This window comes from Kitasatospora sp. NPDC059462, assembly GCF_042749955.1.
Taxonomy (GTDB): domain Bacteria; phylum Actinomycetota; class Actinomycetes; order Streptomycetales; family Streptomycetaceae; genus Kitasatospora.
Genome location: NZ_JBHYUU010000010.1, coordinates 1 through 25,610, shown reverse-complemented (window position 1 = coordinate 25,610; position 25,610 = coordinate 1). Strand labels below are relative to the sequence as shown.

The following is a 25,610-nucleotide window of genomic DNA, read 5'->3' as shown; positions in this document are numbered from 1 at the left end:
GCGGTGCGGATCAGGCCCCGGCGACGGGCAGCACCCGGTTGCGGCCGGCGGCGCCCAGCCAGGCGGCGGACGGCTTGGGGGTGCGGACGAAGGTCTCCCGGTCCACCGCGATCAGGCCGAAGGTGGGGGCGAAGCTGCCCCACTCGTAGTTGTCCAGGGCGCTCCAGTGGAAGTAGCCGCGCACGTCGACCCCGTCGGCCATCGCGGCGGCCATGCCCTCCAGGGCGCCCGCGGTGTAGGCGACGCGGCGGGTGTCGTCGGCGGTGGCGATGCCGTTCTCGGTGACGATCAGCGGCACGCCGGGTGCGGTGGCGGCGGTGTGGCGCAGCGCGTCGCCGAGCGCGGCGGGGTAGAACTCCCAGCCCTTGATGGTGCGTTCGGCGTCCTCCGGGACCGGGAGCGGGCCGTCGGCCCCGATCAGGGTGCGGGTGTAGGACTGCACGCCGAGCCAGTCGTCGCCGCGGGCGGCCTCCAGGAAGACGTCCTCGCGCGGGCGCAGGTAGGCGGCGCGGGCCTCCTCGGCGCCCTCGACGCCGGGCAGCGCGTGGCTCACCTGGCTGGCCACCGACCAGCCGGTGCGCACGTGCGGCGCGCGGGACTTGACCGCCTCGACGGCCAGCCGGTGGGCCCGGACCAGGGCCTCGGTGACCTGCGCGCCCGGCATCGGCAGGCCGGCCGGGGGGATCGCCAGCTCGGCGGCGGAGACGCGGCCGAGCATCAGGTCGAGCAGCGGCGCCATGACGGCGATCATGTTGGGCTCGTTGACGGTGCAGACGTGGTCCACGCCGTCGGCGTAGACGGGGGCCGCGGCCTCGGCGTAGCGGGCGAACAGCTCGCCGGAGTCCGGGGCGCTCCAGCCGCCGCGATCGGCGAACCAGCGCGGCGAGGTGAAGTGGTGCAGGGTCACCATCGGCCGCAGGCCGCGCTCCCGGGCGCCCTCCACCATCCGGCGGTAGTGGGCGAGGGCGGCGCGGGAGAACACGCCCGGTTCGGGCTCGATGCGGGCCCACTCGATGCTGAACCGGTAGTCGGTGAAGCCGAGTCCGGCGAGCAGGTCCATGTCCTCGCGCCAGCGGTGGTAGCTGTCGCAGGCGTCGCCGCTGCGCTCCTGGAGGTGGCCGCCCGCGCCCGCGCTGCGCTCCATCGGCCACCAGTCGCTGTTGGTGTTCCCGCCCTCGGTCTGGTGGGCGGAGGTGGAGGCGCCCCAGAGGAAGCCCTCGGGCAGGGGGGTGATCGGCGAGCTGGTCATGCCGGGTCTCTCTTCCGTGGTGCGTTCCGCCGCCCGGGAGGCGGGGGTGGCCTCACCATAAGCACGAAAACCTGACAGCACAATGCTTTCGCCGGTGAAAACCTGGCGTTGATCTGTTTTTGTGTCGCGGCCGGTAGACTCCGCCCCATGAGCAAGCCTCGGGGGCCGTACGCCAAGACCTCGGCGAAGCGGCAGCAGATCATCGACGCCGCCCTCGCCGCCTACGCGGAGGCCGGCAGCCGTCATGTCTCGCTGCGCGACATCGCCCAGCGGGTCGGGATGACCTACGCCGGTGTGATGCACCACTTCGGCAGCAAGGAGGCCCTGCTCACGGCCGTCCTGGAGGCCCGGGACGCGGCGGCCGAGGACCGCTTCGGCCCCGGGTCCGGGAGCACCGAGCCGCCGCACTCGGCGGTCCTGCGGCACAACGCGTCCACCCCGGGGCTGGTGAAGCTCTTCGTCGACCTCGCGGCGGCGGCCGCCGAGCCCGACCACCCGGCGCACGACTTCTTCGAACAGCGCTACGAGCGGTTCCGGATCCGGCTCGCCGAGCGCATCGAGCAGGGCGTCGACGACCCCGCCGCCGTGGACGCGGCCTGGCTCGCCCGGATCTTCATCGCCGCCGCCGACGGCATCCAGCTCCAGTGGCTGCTCGACCCGGACATCGACATGGCCGCCGACATCGAGCGCCTCGGCGAGCTCCTGGTCGGCCCGCACTGGACCGCCGGCCTGAGCGGGGGGCCACGACCCGGCGCGGCGGGTCCGCTCGGCCGTAGTGGACGGGAACGCCGTGACCGACTCCGGCCGGGTGGACGAGGCGTCGTGGCGCGGCCGGGCGTCCTCGGCCTTGCTCACGCCGGTTTCCGCCCCTTCGAAGCGGTACCGGTCGCCGGACGGAACGGCCCGCCGTTCTGTGACGTGCGGCGCGGACGGCAGGACGCGGGCCCGCCCGGGAGGGCGGACCCGCGTCGCGGTGTGCCGGGGTGCTACTTGTTGATGCAGGTGTTGCCGAAGGCCGGGTTGAGCAGGCCGATGATGTTGATCGAGTTGCCGCAGACGTTCACCGGGATGTGGACCGGGATCTGGATCTGGTTGCCGGACAGGACGCCGGGGGAGTTGGCGGCCACGCCCTCGGCGACGGAGTCGGCGACGGCGGTCCCGCCGCCGGCCAGCAGGGCGGCGGCCGCGAGGACACCGGCGGCGAGCGCGGTACGAGTACGCATGTCTCTCCTTAAGAGATGAGTTGGCAGATCAGAGCACCAATCACACCGGTGGAGAGTCCGAATCGCCCCGCATTGGTCGGAACGGGGGCGTGTCCGGGCGTCAGGCGGGCGGGAGGTCCTGCTCGGCCCAGATGGTCTTGCCCTGGCGGGTGTAGCGGCTGCCCCAGCGGGTGGTGAGCTGGGCCACCAGGTAGAGGCCGCGGCCGCCCTCGTCGGTGAGGCGGGCCCGGCGCATCCGGGGCTGGGTGGCGCTGGGGTCGGAGACCTCGCAGGTGAGCCGTTCGGCGCGGATCAGGCGGACGCCGACCGGGCCGCCCGCGTAGCGGATCGCGTTGGTGACCAGCTCGCTGAGCACCAGTTCGGTGGTGAACGCCAGCTCCTCCAGCCCCCAGGCCAGCAGCTGGGCGGTGGCCGCTTCCCTCACCCGGGCGACGGCCGCCGGGTCGGCGTCCAGCGTCCAGCCCGCGGTGGCCTCCGGCGGCACCTCCCGGGTGCGGGCCAGCAGCAGGGTGACGTCGTCGGTGAGCCGGTGGGCCGGGAGGTCGGCGACGAGGTCCCGCCCGAGCTCCCGCAGCGCCGGCCCGGCGGGCGGGACGGCGCCGTCCGGCGGGGAGGCCGCGGCGGCGAGCCGGTGGGCGAGCTCGTCCATGCCCTCGTCCAGGTCGTCCGCGTATCCGAGGAGCAGCCCGTCGGTGTACAGCGCGAGCAGGCTGCCGGGCTCCAGTTCGACCTCGGTCACCTCGAACGGCAGCCCGCTCACGCCGAGCGGCGGCCCCGGGCGCAGGGACACGTAGGTCACCCGGCCGTCCGGCGCCGCGACGGCCGGCGGCGGGTGCCCGGCCGAGGCCACCGCGCAGCGCCGCGAGACCGGGTCGTACACCGCGTACACGCAGGTGGCGCCGAAGGGCACGGTCTGCTGCTCGTCCGGGGTGTCGTGCCCGGCGTCGCTCCACACCCCGTGGCTCACCGGGGGCCGCAGGGCGGCCGCGGCCCCGGGGCCCGGGTCGAGGCCGTCCTCGTCCTCCTCCGGCCGTTCGGCCTCCACCATCAACTGGGCCACCAGGTCGTCGAGGTGGACCAGCAGCTCGTCCGGCTCCAGGTCGAGGTCGGCGAGCGTCCGGACGGCGGTGCGCAGCCGCCCCATGGTGGCGCTGGCGGCGAGCCCGTGGCCGACCACGTCCCCCGCGACCAGCGCGACCCGGGCGGAGGACAGCGGGATGACGTCGAACCAGTCGCCGCCGATCCCGCTCGCCGTGTCGGTCGGCAGGTAGACGCTGGCGGTGGAGACCGCGGTGGTCTCGGCCTGCGAGGGCGGCAGCAGGCTGCGCTGCAGCCCGACGGCGGCGCGGTGCTCGCGCGCGTAGCGGCGGGCGTTGTCCAGGGCCAGGGCGGCGCGGTCGGCGATCTCGCGCAGCAGCTCCAGGTCGGCCGGCAGGTACGGCGGCCGGTGCGGCGCGCGGTGGACGCTCACCCGGCCGAGCAGGCTGCCGCCGGCCCGCAGCGGGACGGTCATCGACGGGGGGACGTCGGTGTGCGCGGCCTGCTCGCCGGGGTCGGCGTGCACGGTCACCCCGGCGGGCGGGGGCTCCGGCGCCCCCCGGCCGCCCGGCCCGGCGGCCGCGACGGCGGCGCGGCGCAGCGGTACCCGGCCGTCGCGTCCCGGCGACGGCTCCGCGCCGGTGAACACGGCCTCGGCGACGTCGATCACCACCAGGTCGGCGAGCCCCGGCGCCGCCCCGCCGTCCGCCTCCGCCCCGCCCCCGGGGGCCGCCGGCGGCGGCGCGGCGAGGACGGCGGCCAGCTCCTCCACCGTCCCGGTGACCGACAGCGAGCCGCCGACGGCCGCGGTGGCCCGGTGCAGCAGGGCGAGCCGTTCGCCGGACCGGTGCAGCTCGGTGACGTCGGTGAACAGCGCGGTCACCCCGATCACCTGGCCGTCCGGGGCCGCCAGCCGGAACGCGGAGATCGCCATCACCGCACCGCCCGCCGGGTCCTCGATGGTGCGGACGATCTCCTCCGCGCCGATCAGCGGCCGGCCGGTGCGCAGCACGTCGCGCAGCCCGCGTTCGACGGCGGCGGCGTCCTGGGGCTGGAGGAAGTCGCCGAGCCGCCGCCCGCGCAGGTCCGGCGGCAGTCCGCTGTAGGGGAGCAGATGGGTGTTGGTGCGGACCAGGCGCAGCCGCTCGTCGAAGACGGCCAGGCCGACCCGGTCCTGGAGGAACAGCTCGCGGGTGAAGGCCTGGTCCTGACGCGAACGGGCGATCAGCGGGGTGGGGGCGGCGAGCACGAAGTAGCGGGGGGTGCCGGTGACCGGCCCCGGGGGGTCGCCGGCCTCGGGCGCGTTCAGCGGCAGCACCTGGTAGGAGAGCGCGAGCCGCTCGCCCCGGCCGGAGCGCACCACCGCCTCGCCGGACCAGCCCTCGTTCCGCTGCTCCGCGCTGAGCTCGGACATCGCCGGCCATTCCGCGGGGTCGGCGAGCAGGTCGTGCACGCGCCGGCCGTGGACCTGTGCGGCGCCGAGGGCGAGCAGCCGTTCCGCCTCCGGGGTCCAGCGGACGATGCGGCCGTCCGCGTCGAGCAGGGCGCCCATGGCGTTGACGACGAAGGGGGATCGGCCGCGGTACAGGGCGTCCGCCGTGTCCATCCGGTCCGCTCCTCTCCGTCGGCGGGTTCGCTGCCGCGACCCCTCCATCATCCCCCGGCCGGGCGGGCCCGCCAGTCCCGGACGGCGTGCGGGCGGGCGGTGCGCGCCGGTCGTCGAGGCTGCGCGCCGGTCGAGGGCGCGGGACGACGAGGCCGCGCGCGGGGGGTTCTCGGACACCCGCTCTTATTGTAATCTCCGTCAATAAGCGGGGCGTGCGGGTTCCCGCGCAGGCCACGCACCTGACGGAGGCAGCCATGGCTCACCCGGCGGAACGCAACCCCACCCGGACCCACACCGCGGCCGACGACGACGTCTCCAGGCGGCTCCTCGACTCCGCCGCGCTCCTCTCCTACGACCCGGCCGTCGAGATCGACTGGGACGCCCCGCTCCCGCCCGGGCACTACGGGCTCAACCCGGAGTGGAGCACCCTCTACGGCACCGCGCTCTGGACGGAGATGACCGAGGAGCAGCGGGTCACCCTCACCCGCCACGAGGTCGGCTCGATCATGACCACCGGCATCTGGTTCGAGATGATCCTGCAGCAGATGGTGCTGCGCGACCAGTACCTCAAGGACCCCACCGGCGCCGAGTTCCGCTTCGCCCTCACCGAGATCGCCGACGAGTGCCGCCACTCGATCATGTTCGCCCGCGCCTGCGAGCGGATGGGCGTCCCCCAGTACCGGCCCAACCGGCTGATCGCCCAGGCCGGACGCGCCTACAAGTCGCTCGCCCGGGGCGAACTCGCCTACGGCGGCATCCTGGTGGCCGAGGAGGTGCTGGACGTCATGCAGCGCGACTGGATGCGCGGCGAGGACGTCCTCGACATCGTCCGCGGGACGTCCCGGATCCACGTGGTCGAGGAGTCCCGGCACATGAAGTTCGCCCGCCAGGAGATCCGCGAACGGCTGCGCGGCGCCGGCCCGCTGCGCCGCCGCAACGCCGCCTTCGGCATCGCGGCCGGCGCCTACGTCATCGTCACCAGCATGGTGCACCCGTCCGTGTACCGGGCCGCCGGGCTGGACGTCGGCCGGGCGCTCGCCGAGGCCCGGGCCAGCGAGCACCGGCGCGCCATGATGCGCACCAGCAGCCGCCACCTGATGGCGTTCCTCGCCGAGAACGGCCTGCTCACCGGCGCCGCGGCGAAGATCTACCGGCGCATCCACATGCTCTGACCGGCCCTTCCCCGCCCCCCCGCAGCGAGGACCCCACCCCCGTCATGGCCTACGCGATCACCCGCACCTGCTGCAACGACGCCTCGTGCGTGTCCGTCTGCCCCGTCAACTGCATCCACCCCACCCCGGACGAGCCGGACTTCGGCCGCACCGACATGCTGTACATCGACCCGGCCGCCTGCATCGACTGCGGCGCCTGCGCGGACGCCTGCCCGGTCGACGCGGTCCTCCCGGTCGACCGGCTGACGGGGCCCGACGCCGTCTACGGCGCGCTCAACCGCGACTGGTTCCGCGACCACCCCGCCGACCACGCCTGGGGCGCGCCGGTCTTCCCCCGCAGCCTGCCCGCCGGCCTCGACCTCGGGGCCGGCCCGCTGCGGGTCGCCGTCGTCGGCACCGGGCCGTCCGCGAGCTACACCGCGCAGGCGCTGCTGCGCTCCACCGGCGCCGAGGTCACCATGATCGACCGGCTGCCGGTGACCGGCGGGCTGCTGCGGTACGGGGTCGCCCCGGACCACCAGTCCACCAAGCGGATCGCCGAGAGCTTCGCGTCCGTCCTCCACGACCCGCGGCTGCGGCTCCACCTCAACGTCGAGGTCGGCACCGACCTCGGCCACGCCGAACTCGCCGCCCACCACCACGCGGTGGTGTACGCGGTCGGCGCCGCCGCCGACCGCCGGCTCGGCGTGCCCGGCGAGGACCTGCCCGGCAGCCTGCCGGCCACCACCTTCGTCCGCTGGTACAACGCCGAACCCACGGTGCCGGCCGACGCGGTCGCCCTCGACGCCGGGCCGGGGCCGGGCGCCGGACGGGCGGTGGTGATCGGCAACGGCAACGTCGCGGTCGACATCGCGCGGATCCTGCTCACCGACCCCGACCGGCTCGCCGCCACCGACATCGCCGACCACGCGCTCGCCGCCCTGCGCCGCAGCCCGGTCCACGAGGTCGTCCTGGTCGCCCGGCGCGGGCCCGAGCACGCCGCCTGGAGCCCGCCGGAGTTCCTCGCCCTCACCCGGCTGCCGGGCGTGGACGTCGTGGTGGACGACGACCCCGAGGCCGCCGCCACCGGACTGCTCGCCGGCCTCCCGCGCGAGCGCCTGGACGGCGCCGCGCCGCCCCGGCCCGGCCGGCGGATCGTGCTGCGCTTCCACGCCGCGCCCGAGCGCTTCCTCGGCGACGGCCGGGTCGAGGCGGTCCGCCTGGCCGGCAGCGGCGAACTGCTGCGCACGGCCCTGGTGGTCCGCTCCATCGGCCACCGCGGCGTGCCCGTCCCCGGGCTGCCCTTCGACGAGGCCGCCGGCACCGTGCCGCACACCGGCGGGCGGATCGTCGACCCGGCGAGCGGGCGCCCGCTGCCCGGCAGCTACCTGGTCGGCTGGGCCAAACGCGGCCCCTCCGGCGGCATCGGCGCCAACCGCGCCTGTGCCGAGGAGACCGTCCACGCCCTGCTGGACGACGCCGTCGCGGGCGTCCTGCCGGTGCCCGCCGGTGACCGCAGGTCCTTCGAGCGGCTGGTCCGCGCCCGCCGCCCCGACGCGCTCGGCCTGCGCCAGCTGCGCGCCATCGACCGCGCCGAACGCGCCCGCGGCGAGGCCACCGGCCGGCCCCGCGTCAAACTCCCCACCGTCCCCGCCCTCCTCGCCGCCGCCCGGCGCTGACCCCCGCCCCGGCCGGACGGCCGACCCGGCGGGACGCGGGCTCAGCTGAAGAGGACGCCGAGGTCGAGGGGGGTGATGAAGAAGATGCCGGTGGCCGGGTCGTGGGCGTGCAGCAGGGCGGTGCGCCCGGCCGGGACGGCGGGGTCACCGGGCGGGGTGCGGACGGCGAGCAGGGCGGGAGAGCCGTCGTCGGTCGTGGTCTCGGCCCAGCCGGAGTGGGCTCCGGCGCCGCCCGGGAGGACCACGCAGGCGCGGCCGACCAGGGGGAAGGGTTCGGAAGCGAGGAGGTCACCGGGCAGGTCGTCGGGAAGCTCCCCGGGCGCGGCGTCGGTGTGAGGACCGACGCCACGCCCCCCGTTCCGGGTGCCGGTGGGCCGGACGACGCCGTGCCCCCCGGACACGGCGTCGGCTCCGAGGCCGCTGAGCAGGGCCAGCATCCAGTACTCGGCGGTCACCACCAGGGTCGGAAAGCCCGGCGCGGCCTTGAATTCCCCCCGCATCCGCCCGTTCCCCCCGACTTTCCTCCGGGCGCCGGACCCCCCGGGCGCCGTGGTGATCCTGTCAGGACGAAAGCGTCCGCACACTGCCAGGACCTGGCAATCTTGTCGGTGCTTTGACACCGGAAAATATCCGGAAACCCGACGCAACGCAGGGCCCGCTGAAACGTTCAAGACGCAACGTCCCGGTCAGAGCGGCTGAGCCGGCCAGTCGAGCAGCCGGGCGCCCATCACGGCGGTCTCCAGGGTGTAGCGGTGCAGCGCGTCCGCGGGGTCGTAGCCGGTGAGATCGCGGATGCGCTCCAGACGGTAGCCGAGCGCCCGCACGCTCAGGCCGAGCCGCCGCGCGGTCTCCGCGTTCACGTACCCGGCCTCCGCCTGGACGGTGATGGTCTCCAGCAGCGGACGGGCGCCGCCGCGCGCGGCGGTGAGCGGGCCCAGCACGGTGGTGACCAGGTCGGCCATCGCGGCCCGGTCGCGCATCAGCACCGGGAAGACCAGCAGTTCCTCGGCGCGCAGCCGCTGCGCCGGCAGTTCCAGGCGCTGCGCGTACTCCAGGGTGGCGAGCGCCTCCTCGTAGCTGCGGACGATGCCGCCGGTGCCGGCGTGCCGCCGGCCGGTCGCCACCCGCTGCGCGGGCGGGTACCCGGGGCCGGGCCGCAGGGCCAGCTCGGTGAAGGCGGTCAGCACGGTCTGTTCGCCGTCGGAGGCGATGCAGACCAGCCGCCCGTCGCGGGCGGCCAGCAGCAGGGTGCGGTCGTCGTAACGGCCGGTCAGTTCGCGCAGCACCCGGTGCGCGGCGGGCGCGCCCTCCAGGTAGGGCTCGGCGGCGACGGCGACCGCGACGGTGTACCCGGCGGCCAGCCGCAGGCCGAACCGCTCGGCGCGCTCGGCGAGCCGGCCGAGGTCGGAGCGGCCGTGCAGCAGGTCGTTGACCAGCTCGCGCCGGTTGGCCTCCTCCTGCCGCACGGCCATCCGCTGGGCGCGTTCGTGGCCCTCGGCGAGGGCGCCCAGGGCGGCCTGGATGCCCGCCAGCAGGGCGTCACCGGTGCGCCGCAGCTCCGCGGCGGTGGCGGAGGTGAGGCCGGGGAGGGTCTGCCAGGCGGCGCGGGTGGCGCCGAGGCAGGCGCCGACGAGGTCGCGCAGGCCGTGGCCGGCCTCGGCGCCGCGCTCGCCGAGGTCGCGCAGCCGCTCCAGTTCGGCGCGGCGCAGCAGGCGGCCGGTGCGGGAGACGTCGGTGAGCAGGTCCAGGCAGTGGTGGGCCAGCTCGTTGGGGATGTCGGGGGCGCCGCTTCCGTTGGCCACCGTCATGTCGTCGTGTCCCGCCCGGTCCGTCGGTGTGGTCCGGCCGGCCGGCGTGCCCGCCGATCGGCTCCTTGCCTGGTCAGCCGGTGCGTTCCGCCGTCGGTCGGGCTGCCGGCTGCCCAGCCCGGGCATGCTATCCGGTCGGCGCCCCGGCCGCTGCGGCGTCCACGGCGGTGCCCGGCTGCTGCGGCGTCAGCGGCCGGTGGCAGGCGACCCGTCGCCCGGGCGAGACCTCCCGCAGCGCCGGCACCTCGCTCGCGCACCGGTCGTCGGCGAACGGGCAGCGGGTGCGGAACCGGCAGCCGGAGGGCGGGTCGAGCGGGGACGGCGGGTCGGCGGGCAGCAGGCCGGTGTCGCCGAGCGGGCGGCCGGGCTCGGGGACGGCGGCCAGCAGGGCGGCGGTGTAGGGGTGGGCGGGGGCGGCGAGCACCTCCTCGGTGGGGCCCTGTTCGCAGAGCCGGCCGAGGTGGAGCACCGCGACGTCGTCGCTGACCGCGCGGACCACGCCGAGGTCGTGCGAGATGAACAGGCTCGCCAGGCCGCGTTCCTCGGTGAGCCGGCGCAGCAGGTTGAGCACGGTGGCCTGGGCGGAGACGTCCAGGGCCGAGACGGCCTCGTCGGCGATCAGCACCCGCGGCCCGGCGGCGAGCGCGCGGGCGATGGCGACCCGCTGGGCCTGGCCGCCGGAGAGCTGGGCGGGCCGGCGGTCGCCGAACAGCGCGGCCGGCAGGCCGACGGCCTCCAGCTGCTGCTCGACCACGGCCTCGCGGTCGACCGACGGGTCCCGGTGGGCGTCCAGCGGTTCGGCGACCAGGTCGCGCACGGTGCGGCGCGGGTTGAGCGAGGAGACCGGGTCCTGGAACACCATCTGCATCCGGGGGCGCAGGGCCCGCAGCGCGCGCGGGGCGAGCGCGGCGAGGTCGGTGCCGTCCAGGGTGACGGTGCCGGTGGTGGGCGGGGGCAGCCGGAGCAGGGCCTTGGCGATGCTGCTCTTGCCGGAGCCGGACTCGCCGACCAGGGCGAGGGTGCGGCGTTCGCGCAGCTCCACGTCGACGCCGCTGACGGCGTGCAGCGGCCCGGAGCGGGTGCGGTGGACCACGGACAGCCCGGTGGCCCGCAGCACCACGGGGGTGTCGGCGTCCGGGGCGGGGGTGGGGGTCATGCGGCGGTCTCCTCGGCCTTCGCCGGCAGCGCGGCCGACGGCGTGAGCGGGAAGTGGCAGGCGGCGGTGTGCCCGGCCCCGGCCCGGTGCAGCGGCGGCGCGTCCGTCGAGCAGACCGCCTCGGCGCGCTCGCAGCGGGGCGCGAACGGGCAGCCGGGGATGGGCTTGGAGAGGTCCGGCGGCGAGCCGGCCACGGCGGGCAGGGTGCGGCGCAGCGGCCCGGTGACCCGGGGCACCGAGCGCAGCAGCGCGGCGGTGTACGGGTGGGCGGGGTTCTCGGTGACCGCCTCGGTGGGGCCGGTCTCGACGACCCGTCCGCCGTACATCACGGCGATCCGCCGGGCGCGGCCGTAGAGCAGGCCGATGTCGTGGGTGATCAGCAGGGTGGCCAGGCCCCGGGTCTCGCGGTGGCGGTCGAGCAGGTCGAGCACGGTGCGCTGGACGGTGACGTCCAGGGCGGTGGTGGGCTCGTCGGCGAGCAGCAGGGCGGGGGAGCCGGCCAGTGCGGCGGCGATGCCGACGCGCTGGCGCAGGCCGCCGGACAGTTCGTGCGGGTAGGCGCGGGCCCGGCGGGCCGGGTCGGGGACGTCGACGGCGGCGAGCAGTTCGGCGGCCGTGCGCAGCCGCTCGCGGCGCGGGATGCGGCGCCGGTTGGTGAGCGACTCGGTGACCTGGTCGGCGATCCGGACGACCGGGTTGAGCGAGGTCATCGGGTCCTGGTGGACCATGGCGACGCCGGTGCCGAGCAGTTCGCCGCGCCGGGCGGCGCCGGCGGTGAGCAGGTCCTCGCCGTTCAGCAGCACCTCGCCGGTGGCGGTGGCCCGGGTGGTGCGCGGGTGGACGCCGAGCACGGTGCGGGCCAGCACGGACTTCCCGGAGCCGGACTCGCCGACGACGCCGAGGCACTCGCCGGCGTCGATGGTCAGGTCGATGCCGTGCAGCACGTGCAGCGCCCGGCCGTCGGGGGTGTGCAGGGTGGTGTCGAGCGAACGGACCTCCAGAACCGGGCTGGTCATCCTCGCCCTCCCTTCGAACGGAGCTTCTCGCCCAGGTAGTTGAGGGCGAGGACGGTCAGGCAGAGCACCGCCGCCGGGGCGAGCGAGATCCACGGGGCGCTGCCGAGGGTGGTCCGGCCCTCGGCGATGATGCCGCCCCAGGACGGCTCCGGCGGGCGCAGCCCGAAGCCGAGGAAGCTGAGCGAGCCCTCGGCGACGATGGCGACCGTGGTGGCGGTGAACGCGAAGGTGAGCGCGGCGGGCGCGACGTGCGGGACCACCTCGCGGCCCAGGATCCGCAGCGGAGCGGTGCCGATCATCCGGGCGGCCTGGACGAAGCCGCGCTCGCTGAGCGACAGCACGACGGCGCGCACCACCCGGGTGAAGTGCGGCACGGTGAACAGGCCGATCAGCGAGCCGATCAGGGTCAGGCCGGGCCCGCGCAGCGAGACCGCGATCATCACCAGGATCAGGGTGGGCACGGACATCAGCAGGTCGGTGGCGAAGCCGATCAGCTTGTCCACCGGCCCGCGGAACCAGCCGGCCGCGACGCCGAGCGCCCCGCCGCCGAGCAGGCCGACGGCGATGGTCAGCCCGGCGACGGTGAAGGAGGCGCGGGCGCCGGCCACGGTCCGCTGCAGGACGTCGCGCCCGGCGGCGTCGGTGCCCAGCCAGTGGCCGGGGCCGGGGGCGGCGGCGGGGTTGGCGAAGTCGCCGTGCAGCGGGTCGAAGCCGGGCAGCAGCGGGAGCAGCAGGGCGGCGAGCGCGACGACGGCCAGCCAGGTGCCGGCGGCCAGGACCCCGGCGGAGGGGCGGCGGCGCGCCGCCTTCCTGCGCGGGGCCGCGGCGGCGGGGGCGGGGACGGTCTCAGCGGCGCTCATCGGCGATCCTCGGGTCGATCGTGCGGTACAGCAGGTCCACGGCGAAGGTGGCCGCCACCACGGCGACGGCGCTGACCACCACCACCCCCTGCACCACCGGGAAGTCGCGGCCGTTGATCGCCCCGGAGACCCAGGTGCCGACGCCGGGCACCGCGAACAGCGTCTCGACGAGCACCGAGCCGCCGAGCGAGGTCCCGATGCCGATGCCGACCAGGGTGACCAGCGGCAGCGAGGAGGGCCGCAGCGCCCGGCGCAGCAGCAGCCGCACGGTGCCCATGCCACGGCTGCGGGCGGCGGCGACGTAGGTCTGGTCGAGGGTGTCGAGCAGCTGGCCGCGCAGGGTGCGGGTGAAGACGGCGGCCTCGGTGAGGCCGAGGGTGAGCGCGGGCAGCACCAGGTGGCGCAGGTTCTCCAGCGGGTCCTCGGTGAACGGGGTCCAGCCGGTGGCCGGCAGGATCCGCAGCTGGACGGCGGTGAGCCAGATCAGCAGCAGGCCGAGGACGAAGCCGGGCACGGCCAGCCAGACGAAGGCGCCGGCGGTGGCGATCCGGTCGACGGCGCCGCCCGGCCGCCAGGCCGACCAGAGCGCGACCGGCAGGGCCAGGCCGAGCGCCACCACCTGGGCGGCGATGAACAGTTCGAGGGTGACCGGGACCCGGTCGGCGAGCTCGGTGGTGACCGAGACGCCGGTGGAGAGCGAGTGGCCGAGGTCGCCCTGGAGGGCGTCGCCGATCCAGCGCCAGGTGGCGGCGAGCACGTTCTCGTCCAGGCCGAGCTTGGCCTCGTAGGCGGTGACCTGCTCCGGGGTGGCGGTGGGGCCGAGCGCGGCGAGGGCGGGGGAGCCGGGCATCAGGTGCGGCAGGGAGAGCGCCGCGACGGTGACCAGCAGGAGCACCGCGGCGGCCCGTGCGAGCCGTCCGGCGGTGCGTCCCGCGGTGCGGAGGGCGGTGGGCGTCACTTCTTCACCCACAGCGAGGCGGGCGAGACGTTGACGACGGTCCGCTTGGAGACGTCGGGCAGGCCGCCGATCCTGGTGGAGGCCAGCAGGCCGGTCTTGTTCTCGGTCAGGAAGAGCATCGGGGCGTCGTCGACGACCTCCTGCGCGGCCTCCTGGTAGGAGCGGGCGCGCTCGGCCGGGTCGACGGTGGCGCGCCCGGCGGCGATCGCCTGGCCGGCCTTCGGGCTGTTCCAGCCGGTGAAGTTGTACGGGCCGTCGGGCACGTAGAGGCTGGCCATGGCGGTGTCGGTGTCGCCGAACATGCTGGTGACGAAGTCCATCACCTGGTACTTGCGCTGGAACATCGCGGTGCCCAGGCCCGCCGGGTCCAGCGGCTTGATGGTCATCTTCACCCCGACCTCGGCGAACATCTGCTGGAGCACGGTGGCCCGCTGCTGGCCCTCGGGGCGGCTGTCGACGAGGTACTCGAAGGAGAGGTCGGAGTGGCCCGCCTCGGCGAGCAGGGCGCGCGCCTTGGCCGGGTCGTGCGCGGGGTAGCCGGAGGTGCCGCCGGCGGCCCGGTAGGGGGAGGCGGAGCCGATCGGGCCGTCCGAGACCTTGCCCTGGTCGAGGTAGACGACCTTCTCCACGGCCGAGCGGTCCACGGCGAGCTGCAGCGCCTTGCGCACCTTCGGGTCGTCGAACGGCGCGACCTTGGTGTTGAAGATCACGGTGGAGGTGGCGCCGGGCCCGGCGGCCACCCGCAGGCCGTCGGTGGCGGCCTGCTTGAGCTGGGCGGGGGTCTCGGCCCAGATGACGTCGGCGTCGCCGGAGCGCAGCGACTGGTAGCGGCTGTCGGCGTCCGGCAGGACCTTGTAGACCAGCTTGTCGGCGTGGCCCTTGGCGCCCCAGTAGGAGGGGTTGCGGTTGAGGGTGACGGAGACGCCCGGCTGCACGCTGTCCACCGTGTACGGGCCGGAGCCGCCGGCGGGGGTGTCGGCGCCGGCGGGGGCCTGCGAGACGTAGCCGAGGGAGCGGGTGAACAGGGCGGGGAAGGTGGCGTTGGGGGACTTGAGGGCGAAGCCGAGGGAGGTCGGGGAGTTCACCGTCATGGCGCCGATGGTGGCGGCGTCGGTGGCGCAGGAGCACTTGGCCTCGGGCTTGGCGAGCCGGTTGACGTGGTCGACCACGGCCTGGGCGTCGAGCGGCTTGCCGTCGCTGAAGGTGACGCCCTCGCGCAGCTCCAGCGTCCAGGCGGTGGCGTCGGCGTTGGCGGCGGTGAAGGACTTGGCCAGGTAGGGCTGCACGGCGCCGTTGTCGCCGTTGACCATCAGCGGGTCGTAGAGCGCGTTGGCCAGGATCATCATCGGCATCGAGGTGAGGGTGGTCTCGGCCGGGTCGAGCCTGGTGAACGGGCGGTCGAGGCCGATTCTCAGGGTGCCGCCGTCGACGGCGGGGCCGTCGTCCTTGGCGGCGGCGGTGGCCGCGCCGCCACCGGAGACCGTGTCGTCGGACGCGGAGCAGGCGGAGGCGGTGAGGGCGAGGGCCGCCGTGCAGACCGTGGACGCCAGGACGAGGGTGTGCCGCTTCATGATTCCTCGGGGGGATTCGGGGGCTACGGGGGAGGGGGGAGACCGGCGGGCGCAGCCGGACCGGTGGCCGCCGGACACCACCTTTTGGAAGTGGCACAACTGCCAACTGGCAGTTGTGCAAACTCCGGATGACGAAATGTCGACGACTTGGCGCGCGGCTTGAGCGGGCCACGCCGGGCGTGATTCGGTACCACCACGGCCGTGCGCGGCAGAGCAGTTGACGAGGAGCAAGCAGGATGCAGGGGCAGGGGACGGACACCGTGGCGGAGCCCGGGCTGCGCGACCGCAAGCGGGCGCGGACCAGGCAGGCCATCCGCACGGCGGGGCTCGACCTCTTCGAGGAGCAGGGCTTCGAGAGCACGACGGTGGACCAGATCTGCCGGCGGGCCGACATCGCCCACCGCACCTTCTTCCGCTACTACGAGTGCAAGGAGGCGCTGCTGTTCGGCATGGACTTCGGCGCCGCCGTCCTGGACGCCTTCGCCGACGCGCCCGCCGGGCTCGACCTCTGGGCCGCCTTCGACCACGCGGTGGCCACCACCGACGGCGAGTTGGAGGAGCCGGCCGAGCACAGCGTGCGGCGCCGGGCCCTGCGGCGCCGGTTCATCGAGGTCCGCAGCGTGCACGACTTCGGGCTGACCGTGATCGACGCCTTCTCGCAGCGGGCGGTGACGATCGCGGCCGAACGGCTGGGCGTGGACCCGGCCGTCGACCTGCGGCCGCAGGCGTTCGCGGCGCTGCTCGCGGGCATGACCCGCCAGCGCATCGTCGGGGGCGCGGAGGTCCGTGCGCTGCGCGACTGGGTGGCGGCCTTCCGTGACGTGCTCGGGGCGTTCGACCGGGCGGCCGCGGCCGGGGCCGTCCGGTGAGCGCCTACCGCGCCGGCCCGGATCCGCCGCCCGGCTCGCGGTAGTGCAGCACGAACCGTGCGCTGCTGCCGTCGATCCGCCGCCGCAGGTAGAGCGCGGGCGTGCCGTCCGGCGTGCAGCTGACGCCCTCGCGGACCAGCAGCGCCGTGCCCGGCGGCACCCCGAGCAGTTCCGCGTCGGCGAGGTCCGCGCCGACCGCGCCGAACGCCCGCCAGTCGTACTCCAGCTCCACCCCGGCCGCCCGGGCCAGGTCGAGCACCATGTTGCCGGGCCGGCCCGGCCGCAGCAGGTCGGCCGGCAGCGGTCCGGACGGCACCCAGTAGCTGCTCACCACCCGGGGCCGGCCGCCGAGCCGGATCACCGTGTCCACCCGGGACAGCTCCGCGCTGTCGCGCCCCAGCTGACGGGCCGCCTCGACGTCCTCCGGGCTCCCGGTCACCGGCGGCGCGGCCACCACGAACTCGCCGTCCTGCGCCTGCTCCGGCGCCTGCGCGCCGAGCGGCAGCCCGGTGTGCACGCTGCCGAGGTCGAAGCGCTGGCTGCGCGGGTCGACGGTGATCGACACCCGCACCGCCGGCGGGCGCACGAAGGTCCCCACGCCGCGCCGGATCTCCAGCACCGCGGCCCGCTCCAGCTCGGCCACCGCCTGCCGGACGGTCAGCCGGTTGACGCCGAACTCGGCGCTCAGCTCCGGCTCGCTGGGCAGCCGGGAGCCCGCCGGGTACGTCCCGGCGTCGATGCGCTCCTGGAGCTGCCGGGCCAGCCGGCGGTACAGCGGGGTCTCGGTTCGGTGCGTCGCCACGGGCCAGATCCTACGGAGCCGGGTGGCGCCTTCCGTCCCCGGTTGTCCGGAAGTTCACCTCGTCGTCGCTTGCCCGGCGCCCCACTCGACAGGTAGACATCTAGACGTCTAGATGTCTTGCCCCCGGAGTCGTCCCCCACCCCCGTTCTCCCCACCCCCGTTCTCCCCACCCCCGTTCTCCCGCACCGAAAGGCCCCCGTCATGACCCTGGTCAACTTCCGCGACCCCGCCGCCCTCGCCGACCCCGAGGGCCGCTGGGTGCGCCCGGGCGTGCTGCACCGCTCGGCCCAGCCGTTCCCGGCCGACGACGCCTCGATCGTCGAGCAGCTGAACGCCGCCGGCATCCGCACGATCATCGACCTGCGCGGCGCCGCCGAGGCGGACGACGCCGACTGGGCGCAGTCCCGGGCCGCCGGCATCGAGGTGGTCGCCGCCCGCGTCCAGCCCACCGACGGGAAGCTGGAGGCGGCCCTCATGGACATCGTCACCGACGCGGACCTCGGCGCCTTCTACGTGCTGATGGTGGAGTCCGCCCCGGAGGCGGTCAAGCTCGCCGTCGAGGCCGCCACCCGCCCCGGCGGCCTGCTGGTGCACTGCGCCGCGGGCAAGGACCGCACCGGCTGGCTGACCGCCCTGCTGCTCGACCTGCTCGGGGTCCCCGCCGAGGAGATCGTCGCCGACTACGCCCGCACCTCCGAGGCGCTGGCGCAGATCTTCGAGGGCCTGGCGGAGCGCAACCGCAACGCCCTGAACGACTACAACGCGGGCTCGCTGACCGTCCCCCGCCCGCTGCTGGAGGCCCCGGCCGGCGCGATGGCCGCCTTCCTGGAGCTGGTCGACGCCCGCTACGGCGGCACCGAGGGCCTGCTCGCCCACTGCGGGGTGGACGCCGCGACCATCGAGGCCTTCCGCGCCAAGGCCGCTGCCGGCGTCGCCGAGACCGCCGGGGCGACGGCATGAGGGCCGTGCTGCACCACACCGACGGCACGCCGTTCCGCGACCTCAACCACAACGGCACCATGGAGCCCTACGAGGACCCGCGGCTGCCCGTCGAGGAGCGCGTCGAGGACCTGCTGTCCCGGATGACCCTGGAGGAGAAGGCCGCGCAGATGCTGCACGGCCGGATGCTCCCCGGCGACCAGGGCCCGTTCCCCTCCAACGCCCACCTGATCACCGAGCACGGCCTCACCGCCTTCGGCATGATGGCCGTCCCCGACGCCCGCACGATGGCCGAGTGGAACAACCACGTCCAGGACCTCGCCGCGGCGAGCCGCCTCGGCATCCCGGTCACCCTCGCCTCCGACCCCCGGCACGGCTTCGTCTCCAACCCCGCCACCGCCTTCACCGGCGGCGGCTTCTCCACCGGCCCCGAGCCGATCGGCCTGGCCGCCACCGACGACGCCGCCCTGGTCGAGGAGTACGCCGCCCTGATCGGCCGCGAACTGCGGGCCGTCGGCATCCGGATCGCCATCCACCCGATGGCCGACCTGGCCACCGAGCCCCGCTGGTCCCGGATCAGCGGCACCTTCGGCGAGGACCCGGAGCGCGCCTCGCGGATCATCGCCGCCTACATCCGCGGCCTGCAGGGCGAGTCCGTCGGCCCGCACAGCGTCGCCTGCATGACCAAGCACTTCCCCGGCGGCGGCCCGCAGCACAAGGGCGAGGACTCGCACTTCGCGGCCGGCCGGCGCCTGGTCTACCCGGGCGGCGCGCTGGACCAGCACCTGCGCCCCTTCGAGGCCGCCTTCGAGGCCGGCACCGCGCAGATCATGCCCGCCTACGCGATCCCCTCCGGCTCCGGGCTCGCCGAGGTCGGCGCCAACTTCAACCATGACGTCATCACCGGCCTGCTGCGCGGCAGGTACGGGTTCGACGGCGTCGTCTGCACCGACTTCAACGCCATCACCGGCATGGACGTCCCCGGCATCGTCAGCCTGCCGCCGCGCCACTGGGGCGTCGAGGAGCTGTCGGTGCCCGAGCAGGTCGCGATGACCCTGCACGCCGGGGCCGACCAGCTCGGCGGCGAGACCGACCCCGAGCTGATCCTCGGCGTGGTCCGCTCCGGCGCCGTCACCGAGGCCCGCCTCGACGAGTCGGTGCGCCGCATCCTGCGCGACAAGTTCCGCCTCGGCCTGTTCGACGACCCGTACGTGGACGCGGACGCCGCCGTCGAGCTGGTCGGCACCCCCGAGGGCCGGGAACTCGGCCGCCGGGTGCAGACCCGCTCGCTGGTCCGGCTGGCCGGCGGACCGCTGGCGGGCGGGCGGATCTACGTCGAGGGCGTGGACGCCGAGGTGGCGGCCCGCTACGGGACCGTCGTCGAGCGCCCCGAGGACGCCGACGTCGCGGTGCTGCGCCTGGCCACGCCGTACGAGAAGCGCGAGGGACTGCTGGAGCAGGCCTTCCACAGCGGCTCGCTGGAGTTCGAGCCGGCCGAGGCGGCCCGCGTCGCCGCCCTGGCCGACGCCGTCCCCACCGCCGTCGTCGCCCAGCTGGAACGCCCCGCCGTGCTCACCCCGCTGGCGCCCCACGCGGCGCTGCTGGTCGGTGAGTTCGGCGCGGCGGACGACGTCGTGCTGGACGCGGTGTTCGGCCGCGCCCCGCTGACCGGCTCGCTGCCGTTCGACCTGCCCCGCTCGGACGCCGCCGTCGACGCCGCCCGCGAGGACGTGCCCTTCGACACCGCGGACCCGCTGTTCCGCTTCGGCCACCCGACCGCCCCGGTTCGCGCGGTCGTCACTTCGCGTACGCGGGGTCCGGATGGTCCCGGCAGGAGAGCGCGTCGATCTCGGTCGCCGTCGGCCTGGCCTCGTCGGCCATCGCCTGCGGGACCAGCTTCAGGTTGTCCCTGAGGTCGCGGGTCCAGTTGTTGCCCGCCACGTACTTCTTCAGCGCGTCCCGAAGCCGTTCGCAGTCCTTGCGGTGGCCCTTCGCCAGGGCGATGCCGTAGTCGTTGCCTCTTCCGAACGCGAGCTCCGGCACGACCGTCAGCGACGCGTCCGCCTGCATGAAGCCGTACAGGATCAGCAGATCGGTGGAGACCGCGTCGGTCCTGTTCTCCTTGAGGGCCTTGACGCAGTACCCGGCGTCGTCCAGCACGGTCGTGTCGAACTGCTTGCCGGTCTCCTTGAGTTGTTCGGCGGAGGTCGTACCGCCCCAGACGCACACCCGTTTGCCGACGAGGTCGTCCAGGGTGCGGTAGCGGTCCTTGTCCGCCGCCCGCACCAGCATGCCCTGGAGGGTGGACGCGTACGGGCCGACGAAGTCGAGTCCCCCCGCCTCCGTGGATGTCCCGAGGGGGAGCATCCGGTTGTCGGTGATCGAGAAGGTCGCGGCCACGAGGTCGAACTTCTTGCTGTGGAGGTCGATGGCCCGGTTCTTGGAGAGGACCCCGCCGAAGATCGGGGATCTGGCTCCGATCTCGTTCAGGAGTTCCGTGGTCACCGTGATGTCCAGCCCGCTGAACTCGCCGGCGTGTGCTTCGAAGCCGGTTCCGGGCTGGTCGTTCTTCGCGCCGACCCGGACCTGCTTCGCGTTGGCGAACAGCGAAGGCGTCGGATCCGCCCCGCATCCCCCGGCGGCGACGGCCAGGAGAGCCGCCATGGCGGCGGCCCGGGCCGCCGCCGCTCCTCGCGCCGTTCCCGTCATGTGCGTCCCCCGTTCTGTCGTCACTGGTTGAAGAGCGTCCCGCCGGCCTTCGCCACCCGTATCCCACAGCCCTGCGGGGTCTGCACCGCGACGTCGATGACCACCCCGCCGTGCTGCCCGCCGAGGTCGAACTCCACCTCCGAGCGGGTCTGAACCGACTTTTCCGACGGGGTGACACCCGGGGTGCTCACCCGCAGGGTGGCCTTCGTCCGGTGGATGCAGGAGCCGAGCGACGGGTTGGCGTCCGAGAGGACCAGTTCGAGCCTCAGCCGGTTGCGGGCCTTCCCGGGCGCGGCCGGAGGCACCAGCAGCTTCCAGGTTCCGGCCGCGGAGCCACCGTCCTGGACGACGATCCCCACGGGGACCTCCCCGTTGCGCCGAACGTTCGTCAGCCCGGCCAGGGCGATCAGCGGGAGCACCATCGTGGCCGTCAGCAGCCACCACCAGGCCTTGACCGGCCTGCCCGGGGCCGCCTCCGCCGGGGCCCGGTCCCCCGAGCGCCGCAGGGCCGTCGTCATCCCGCCGACGGCGCACCAGACCGCCAGGGCGAAGCCGACGCCGATGGCGAGGTAGAACCAGAGGTACTGGTCCTGCGGGCCGCCGGGCCAGTCCAGGACCGCGTAGCCGGCGATGCCCAGGACGAGCAGCAGCGGAAGCAGCGCCACGGCGGCGTACAGGTCGAAGCTCTTCCAGACGAACGTGGCGTGGTTGCCGATCCGGTGCGTGGAGATCGACTGGCCGCCGTGGGTGGTGCTGTGCGAGGAGTGGTCGTCGCCCGGAGGCCGGCCCGCCCGCCGGGAGCCGGCCGACCGGTCGTCGTGGTCGTTGTCCGGGTCGTCGTCAGCCGGAGGCTCGGTCATCGTCAGTGACCGAGGTTGAAGGTCGCGCCGTTCCCGATCGTGTTGACGGCGATCGAGTTGGGGCCGTTCGTGGTGACCGTGACCGGGCCGGGCTGTTCGACGTGCACCGCCCGGACGGCCTCGACGAGGCGTTCCGGGGCGAGCCCGTCCGTCGCACCGCCGTCGAGCCAGGTGGCGAGCGCCTCGGCCAGGCGGATGCGGTCGTACTCGCTCAGGCCCAGCAACAGCCGGTCGACCTCGTCCTCGGGGAGGTTGTGCCGGACCAGTGCTCCGGGCACCTCGCCGGAGCGGCGGCCGAAGAGCCGGCGGAAGAATCCCTCGCCCGCGTCCGCCGTTCCGGTGGCGACGCGCTGGGCGGCCTCCTGGGCCAGTTGTGTTCCGAAGGTCGTCGCGGCGACGGTGAAGTACGGAGCGATCGCGGTGATGTCGGTCAGCAGTTCGGACATGGCTTCCGGCCCCCCAGGCATCTCGGCCACACACAGCCAGCTGTGTGGAAGGGATGGTAGCGACAGCGGGACCGTCGTGCACCTCACTCGTCGTGGCTGATGGCCGGTCAAATGATGATCTTTCAAGAGTGGTTGGGATCACGAGCGGTCCGCGCGGCCGCCGTGCGGGTGGAGGGGGAATCCGGTCGACCGGGCCGAGGGCCCGTGGCAGAGTCGGGCCCCATGGAACAGCTGTACGCGATCCGGGCGGACTTCGACGCCGCCACCGTCGTCGTCTACCAGGCGTACGCCCCCGCCGTCGCCGACGCGGCCCTCGCCGCCGGGCGGTTCGTCCCGCCGTTCTCCTTCGGGCGGATGACGTGGATCAAGCCCTCGTTCCGCTGGCTGATGCACCGCAGCAACTGGGCCCGCAAGCCCGGCCAGGAGTGCGTCCTCGCGGTGCGGATCACCCGGGCGGGCTGGGAGGAGGCGCTCGGGCGGGCCGTCCTGACCACCGGCGACCCGGCGCTGCTCGCCCGCGCCGAGGTGCATCTCCAGTGGGACCCGGAGCGCTCGCTGCGCGGCACCGCGCTCAACCACTACAGCATCCAGGTCGGCGTGGGCCGCACCCTGATCCGGACCTTCGCCGAGGAGTGGGTCACCGGGATCACCGACCTCACCCCGCAGGTGCGGCGGATCGCCGGGCTGCTCCAGCAGGGCCGCACCGCCCAGGCGCAGCGGCTGCTGCCCCCGGAGCGCCCCTACCCGCTGCCGCGCCCGCTCGCCCGGCGCCTTGGTGCCAATGGGTGATGTGCCGTCAGGGCGGGATGACCGCCGGTCCGTCGGGCGTTGTCCCGGCCGGACCGTGGACACCGCACCGGAAGGCACCGCACTCGTGAGCGACAACCGCGTCATCACCAACCCCGCCGACCTGCACGACCCCAGGCCGTTCGGCTACAGCCACGTCGTCTCCGCCGCCGGCGAGACCGTGTACCTCGCCGGGCAGTACGCCTCCGACGCCGACGGCCAGGTGGCGGTGGAGGACTTCGCCGGCCAGGTCGCACTGTCCCTGGAGAACCTCCGGCGGGCGCTGACCGCCGTCGGCCTCGGCTTCGAGAACGTCGTCCGGCTCGGTTCGTTCATCAAGGACCACGACCAGGAGAAGCTGGAGATCCTCAACAAGGCCCTGCGCTACACCTGGGGCGAGCGCCTGCCCGCCCAGACCCTCGGCGGGGTGGCCACGCTGGCGCTGCCCGGGATGCTCGTCGAGATCGACGCCGTCGCGGTGCGCCCCGCCCCCTGACGGCCGGGACGGCGGACGACGAAAGGGGGCCGCCTCCCCGGCACGATCACGGGATCGGGAGGCGGCCCCGGTCCGGGACCGGTCAGGACCTACGCTGCGGACTGGGCATCGACCGCGTTGTTCTGACCGGCCACGATCTTCCACCCGTCCGCCTGCCGGGCGAGCACGTAGAGCGCCCGGCCGTGCGGGCCCGCCACCGGGCGGCCCCCGGCGTCGGTGGGCGTCTGGGCCACGTTGACGGCGACCACGCCGTCCGCGACCGCCAGCAGCTTCACCACCTCGTAGCGGGCGTGGGCGTCCTTGAGGAACTCCCGCATCGCCGGCCCGCTGAACGCGGTGATCGCCTCCCGCCCGTCCAGCCGCCGGCCGGCCGCGTTGGTCCAGGACGCCTGCTCGCCGAACTGCGCGCCGAGCGCCTGCGCGTCCTTGCGGTTGAACGCGTCCTCCAGCGCCGCGACCACCCCGGTCACCGCCTCCCGCACCGCCACCGGCACGTCCCCCGCCACCAGCACCCCGTCAGCCACGACCAGCACCTCTCCCCGCATCGGCGTTCCGCGGTGGTGACCACCGCCGGAGACCATCCGACAACCTCAACCGCGGTTGAGGTCAAGCCCGGTCACGGACCGCGCAGCTCCCGGATCCGGGTGATCCGCCCGCGGGCGTCCAGCACCACGTCGTAGGTGTCGCCGTAGCAGGCGTACGGGAGCTCGGGTTCGCCGCCGTCCAGACAGGTGTCCAGGTGGTCCAGCAGGACGGGGAGCTGGACCTCCTTGGCGGGCTCGTCGTGGGGGAGGTCGACCAGGGTGGCGGTGGCGTGCGCGGCGAGCGGATGGACGGCGGGTGCGGCGTCGGGGGCGCAGGCGGGGCGGACGGTCAGCCGGCCGCCGACGACGGCCAGGACCCGCACGGTGCGGTGGCCGGCCGGGGCGGCGCAGGGGGTGGGGGAGGCGGCGTCGAGACCGGGCGGGGCGTCGGCCCCGGAGGAGTCCCAGAACTCCTCGTCCTCGGTGTCCTCGCCGTCCTCGGGGTCCTCGATGTCGTCCGAGGCCATCGCCAGTGTCGGGTCCTCGTCGATCGGGGTGCAGGCGGCGAGCCCGCTGGTGGCGGCGCAACAGAGCAGTGCGGCGAGGAGCAGGCGACGGGGCGCGGTCATGGGCCGAGTCTCCCAGGAACCCGGCCGGACGAGACAGCTCCTGCACCGGGGATCCGGAGGACCGCCCCCGCCGGGCGTGCGGACCCGGCGGGGGCGGAGGCGGGGTGAGGACGCGGCGCTACGCCGCGACCGGGTGCGCCGGGTCGTAGGCCCGGCGCACCCGCTCCTGGGCCTCCGGCCCGGCCGCCAGGTGGTCCAGCCCGAGCAGGGCCGCGCCGAGGACCGGCGGGGCGACCACGACGCGGGGCTCGGCGAGCGGTGCCTCCGCCGCCAGCCGGGCCGTCAGGTTGTCGATCAGCAGCGGCTGCCGGGAGGCGAGCACCCCGCCGCCGAGCACCAGCGGGGTGGGCGTCTCCAGCAGCTCCAGGCGCCGCAGGGCGACCACGGCGAGCCGGGTGATCTCGTCGGCCTGCCGGTCGATCAGCGACAGCGCCGTGGCGTCCCCGGTCCCGGCGACGGCGAAGAGCACCCGGACGATCTCGTGCAGCCGCGCGGACGGCAGGTGCCCGAGGTGGACGGCCTCGGCGACGGCGCCGGTGGTGGGCAGGCCGAAGTGCTCGGCGATGGCGGCGGCCAGGCCGGTCGGCCCGCCGCGCCCGTCCTCGGCCCGCACGGCGTGCCACATGCTGGCGCCGGCCAGGCCCCAGCCGCCGCCCCAGTCGCCGGTGAGGTTGCCGAGGGCCGGGAACCGGGCGGTGCGGCCGTCGGGCAGCAGGCCGACGCAGTTGATGCCGGCGCCGCAGACGACGGCGACGCCGCGCGGGCCGTCGGTGCCGGCCCGCAGCAGGCCGAAGGTGTCGTTGACGACGGTGTTGCTGGCGCCCCAGGGGTGGGACTCCAGGGCGACGCGCAGCGCCTCCTCCTCGACCGGCAGGTCGGCGTTGGCCAGGCAGGCGCTGACGTGGCCGGTCAGCGGGCCGCTCCAGCCGGTGACGCCGGCGGCCGCGGCGGCCTCCTCGACCAGCGGGGCGAGGCCGTCGACGGCGGTGGCGGCGCCGACGGCCGCCGGGACGAAGCCGCCGCCCCGGGCCGAGCCGAGGACGGTGCCGTCGGCGCCGATGAGGGCGACATCGGTCTTGGAGTTGCCGGCGTCGATGGCGAGGACGCCGGGCAGGTGCGGTTCGGGCTGGTGGGTCATTGGGGTTCCCGCGGCTCGTCGTACGTGGCCCGGCCGGGGGTCTTTCCCGGCCGGGGGTGGGGTGTCTCCGCCCGCGATCCGGCCCGCGCTCCCCCAC

At 75.1% G+C, this 25,610-nt stretch carries 24 protein-coding genes and 1 pseudogene; 8 read left to right on the top strand and 17 right to left on the bottom strand.

Features of this window, described 5'->3' with window-relative positions:
- Nucleotides 1-10: 10 nt before the first annotated feature.
- Nucleotides 11-1,249: a glycoside hydrolase family 1 protein gene (locus ACFXAM_RS04890; protein WP_380287580.1), complete on the bottom strand. Its 1,239-nt coding sequence runs from the start codon at nucleotides 1,247-1,249 to the stop codon at nucleotides 11-13.
- Nucleotides 1,250-1,396: 147 nt separating this feature from the next.
- On the opposite strand from ACFXAM_RS04890, the pseudogene ACFXAM_RS04885 reads away from it, so the two are divergent.
- Nucleotides 1,397-1,903: pseudogene (locus ACFXAM_RS04885) on the top strand (TetR/AcrR family transcriptional regulator); the annotation flags it as partial.
- A 332-nt stretch (nucleotides 1,904-2,235) separates the two neighbouring features.
- Here ACFXAM_RS04885 and ACFXAM_RS04880 read toward each other — a convergent pair.
- Both ACFXAM_RS04880 and ACFXAM_RS04875 read right to left on the bottom strand, forming a co-directional pair.
- Entirely contained in the window at nucleotides 2,236-2,472 is a 237-nt protein-coding gene (locus ACFXAM_RS04880; protein WP_380287631.1) for a chaplin, read from the bottom strand.
- Between the two features lie 100 nt (nucleotides 2,473-2,572).
- Nucleotides 2,573-5,116 carry a SpoIIE family protein phosphatase gene (locus ACFXAM_RS04875; RefSeq protein WP_380287579.1) on the bottom strand — a complete coding sequence of 848 codons (2,544 nt, stop codon included), beginning with the start codon at nucleotides 5,114-5,116 and terminating at the stop codon, nucleotides 2,573-2,575.
- Nucleotides 5,117-5,370: 254 nt separating this feature from the next.
- Here ACFXAM_RS04875 and ACFXAM_RS04870 point away from each other — a divergent pair, with 254 nt between their 5' ends.
- On the top strand, nucleotides 5,371-6,288 hold the full coding sequence (locus ACFXAM_RS04870) for a diiron oxygenase (protein WP_380287578.1): 918 nt from the start codon (nucleotides 5,371-5,373) through the stop codon (nucleotides 6,286-6,288).
- A 44-nt stretch (nucleotides 6,289-6,332) separates the two neighbouring features.
- Nucleotides 6,333-7,946, top strand: a complete 1,614-nt coding sequence (locus tag ACFXAM_RS04865) for an FAD-dependent oxidoreductase (RefSeq protein WP_380287577.1) — start codon at nucleotides 6,333-6,335, stop codon at nucleotides 7,944-7,946.
- A gap of 41 nt (nucleotides 7,947-7,987) precedes the next feature.
- Here ACFXAM_RS04865 and ACFXAM_RS04860 read toward each other — a convergent pair whose 3' ends face one another.
- The 7 genes from ACFXAM_RS04860 to ACFXAM_RS04830 all read right to left on the bottom strand — a co-directional run bounded on the left by ACFXAM_RS04860 (nucleotide 7,988) and on the right by ACFXAM_RS04830 (nucleotide 15,315).
- Nucleotides 7,988-8,446, bottom strand: coding sequence for a hypothetical protein (locus ACFXAM_RS04860; RefSeq protein ID WP_380287576.1), 459 nt, complete (start codon nucleotides 8,444-8,446; stop codon nucleotides 7,988-7,990).
- A gap of 186 nt (nucleotides 8,447-8,632) precedes the next feature.
- Entirely contained in the window at nucleotides 8,633-9,754 is a 1,122-nt protein-coding gene (locus ACFXAM_RS04855; protein ID WP_380287575.1) for a PucR family transcriptional regulator, read from the bottom strand.
- Between the two features lie 127 nt (nucleotides 9,755-9,881).
- Nucleotides 9,882-10,910, bottom strand: a complete 1,029-nt coding sequence (locus ACFXAM_RS04850; protein ID WP_380287574.1) for an ABC transporter ATP-binding protein — start codon at nucleotides 10,908-10,910, stop codon at nucleotides 9,882-9,884.
- The gene (locus tag ACFXAM_RS04845; protein WP_380287573.1) at nucleotides 10,907-11,926 is read right to left on the bottom strand and encodes an ABC transporter ATP-binding protein; all 1,020 of its coding nucleotides are present in this window, start codon (nucleotides 11,924-11,926) and stop codon (nucleotides 10,907-10,909) included. The genes ACFXAM_RS04850 and ACFXAM_RS04845 overlap by 4 nt, the downstream gene beginning before the upstream one ends.
- A complete protein-coding gene (locus tag ACFXAM_RS04840; RefSeq protein WP_380287572.1) occupies nucleotides 11,923-12,786 on the bottom strand; it encodes an ABC transporter permease in 864 nt (287 codons plus the stop codon). Before ACFXAM_RS04840 ends, ACFXAM_RS04845 begins: the two co-directional genes overlap by 4 nt.
- Entirely contained in the window at nucleotides 12,773-13,744 is a 972-nt protein-coding gene (locus ACFXAM_RS04835; protein ID WP_380287571.1) for an ABC transporter permease, read from the bottom strand. The genes ACFXAM_RS04840 and ACFXAM_RS04835 overlap by 14 nt, the downstream gene beginning before the upstream one ends.
- Nucleotides 13,741-15,315: an ABC transporter substrate-binding protein gene (locus ACFXAM_RS04830; protein ID WP_380287570.1), complete on the bottom strand. Its 1,575-nt coding sequence runs from the start codon at nucleotides 15,313-15,315 to the stop codon at nucleotides 13,741-13,743. Before ACFXAM_RS04830 ends, ACFXAM_RS04835 begins: the two co-directional genes overlap by 4 nt.
- A 236-nt stretch (nucleotides 15,316-15,551) precedes the next feature.
- Here ACFXAM_RS04830 and ACFXAM_RS04825 point away from each other — a divergent pair, with 236 nt between their 5' ends.
- A complete protein-coding gene (locus ACFXAM_RS04825) occupies nucleotides 15,552-16,184 on the top strand; it encodes a TetR family transcriptional regulator (RefSeq protein ID WP_380287569.1) in 633 nt (210 codons plus the stop codon).
- 4 nt (nucleotides 16,185-16,188) lie between these two features.
- On the opposite strand, the gene ACFXAM_RS04820 is transcribed toward ACFXAM_RS04825, so the two are convergent.
- Nucleotides 16,189-16,986, bottom strand: a complete 798-nt coding sequence (locus ACFXAM_RS04820; protein WP_380287568.1) for a GntR family transcriptional regulator — start codon at nucleotides 16,984-16,986, stop codon at nucleotides 16,189-16,191.
- A gap of 201 nt (nucleotides 16,987-17,187) precedes the next feature.
- On the opposite strand from ACFXAM_RS04820, the gene ACFXAM_RS04815 reads away from it, so the two are divergent.
- Together ACFXAM_RS04815 and ACFXAM_RS04810 are read left to right on the top strand one after the other, a co-directional pair.
- Complete coding sequence (locus ACFXAM_RS04815) at nucleotides 17,188-17,946, top strand: tyrosine-protein phosphatase (protein ID WP_380287567.1); 759 nt, start codon at nucleotides 17,188-17,190, stop codon at nucleotides 17,944-17,946.
- Nucleotides 17,943-19,838, top strand: a complete 1,896-nt coding sequence (locus tag ACFXAM_RS04810) for a glycoside hydrolase family 3 protein (protein WP_380287566.1) — start codon at nucleotides 17,943-17,945, stop codon at nucleotides 19,836-19,838. The genes ACFXAM_RS04815 and ACFXAM_RS04810 overlap by 4 nt, the downstream gene beginning before the upstream one ends.
- Here the strand turns inward: ACFXAM_RS04810 and ACFXAM_RS04805 are convergent.
- From ACFXAM_RS04805 to ACFXAM_RS04795, 3 genes are read right to left on the bottom strand one after another with little or no spacing between them, the layout of a single operon-like run.
- The gene (locus ACFXAM_RS04805; protein ID WP_380287565.1) at nucleotides 19,723-20,634 is read right to left on the bottom strand and encodes a transporter substrate-binding domain-containing protein; all 912 of its coding nucleotides are present in this window, start codon (nucleotides 20,632-20,634) and stop codon (nucleotides 19,723-19,725) included. The genes ACFXAM_RS04810 and ACFXAM_RS04805 overlap by 116 nt on opposite strands.
- A 20-nt stretch (nucleotides 20,635-20,654) precedes the next feature.
- Complete coding sequence (locus ACFXAM_RS04800) at nucleotides 20,655-21,494, bottom strand: hypothetical protein (RefSeq protein WP_380287564.1); 840 nt, start codon at nucleotides 21,492-21,494, stop codon at nucleotides 20,655-20,657.
- A gap of 2 nt (nucleotides 21,495-21,496) precedes the next feature.
- A complete protein-coding gene (locus ACFXAM_RS04795; protein ID WP_380287563.1) occupies nucleotides 21,497-21,940 on the bottom strand; it encodes a hypothetical protein in 444 nt (147 codons plus the stop codon).
- A gap of 222 nt (nucleotides 21,941-22,162) precedes the next feature.
- Here ACFXAM_RS04795 and ACFXAM_RS04790 point away from each other — a divergent pair, with 222 nt between their 5' ends.
- Nucleotides 22,163-22,729 carry a DUF4291 domain-containing protein gene (locus ACFXAM_RS04790; RefSeq protein ID WP_380287562.1) on the top strand — a complete coding sequence of 189 codons (567 nt, stop codon included), beginning with the start codon at nucleotides 22,163-22,165 and terminating at the stop codon, nucleotides 22,727-22,729.
- Nucleotides 22,730-22,814: 85 nt separating this feature from the next.
- Nucleotides 22,815-23,222, top strand: coding sequence for a RidA family protein (locus ACFXAM_RS04785; RefSeq protein ID WP_380287561.1), 408 nt, complete (start codon nucleotides 22,815-22,817; stop codon nucleotides 23,220-23,222).
- A gap of 89 nt (nucleotides 23,223-23,311) precedes the next feature.
- Here the strand turns inward: ACFXAM_RS04785 and ACFXAM_RS04780 are convergent, their stop codons facing one another.
- The 3 genes from ACFXAM_RS04780 to ACFXAM_RS04770 all read right to left on the bottom strand — a co-directional run bounded on the left by ACFXAM_RS04780 (nucleotide 23,312) and on the right by ACFXAM_RS04770 (nucleotide 25,513).
- Nucleotides 23,312-23,746: a YybH family protein gene (locus ACFXAM_RS04780; protein ID WP_380287560.1), complete on the bottom strand. Its 435-nt coding sequence runs from the start codon at nucleotides 23,744-23,746 to the stop codon at nucleotides 23,312-23,314.
- Between the two features lie 92 nt (nucleotides 23,747-23,838).
- Complete coding sequence (locus tag ACFXAM_RS04775) at nucleotides 23,839-24,375, bottom strand: hypothetical protein (RefSeq protein WP_380287559.1); 537 nt, start codon at nucleotides 24,373-24,375, stop codon at nucleotides 23,839-23,841.
- 118 nt (nucleotides 24,376-24,493) lie between these two features.
- Nucleotides 24,494-25,513, bottom strand: coding sequence for an N-acetylglucosamine kinase (locus ACFXAM_RS04770; RefSeq protein WP_380287558.1), 1,020 nt, complete (start codon nucleotides 25,511-25,513; stop codon nucleotides 24,494-24,496).
- Nucleotides 25,514-25,610: the final 97 nt, after the last annotated feature.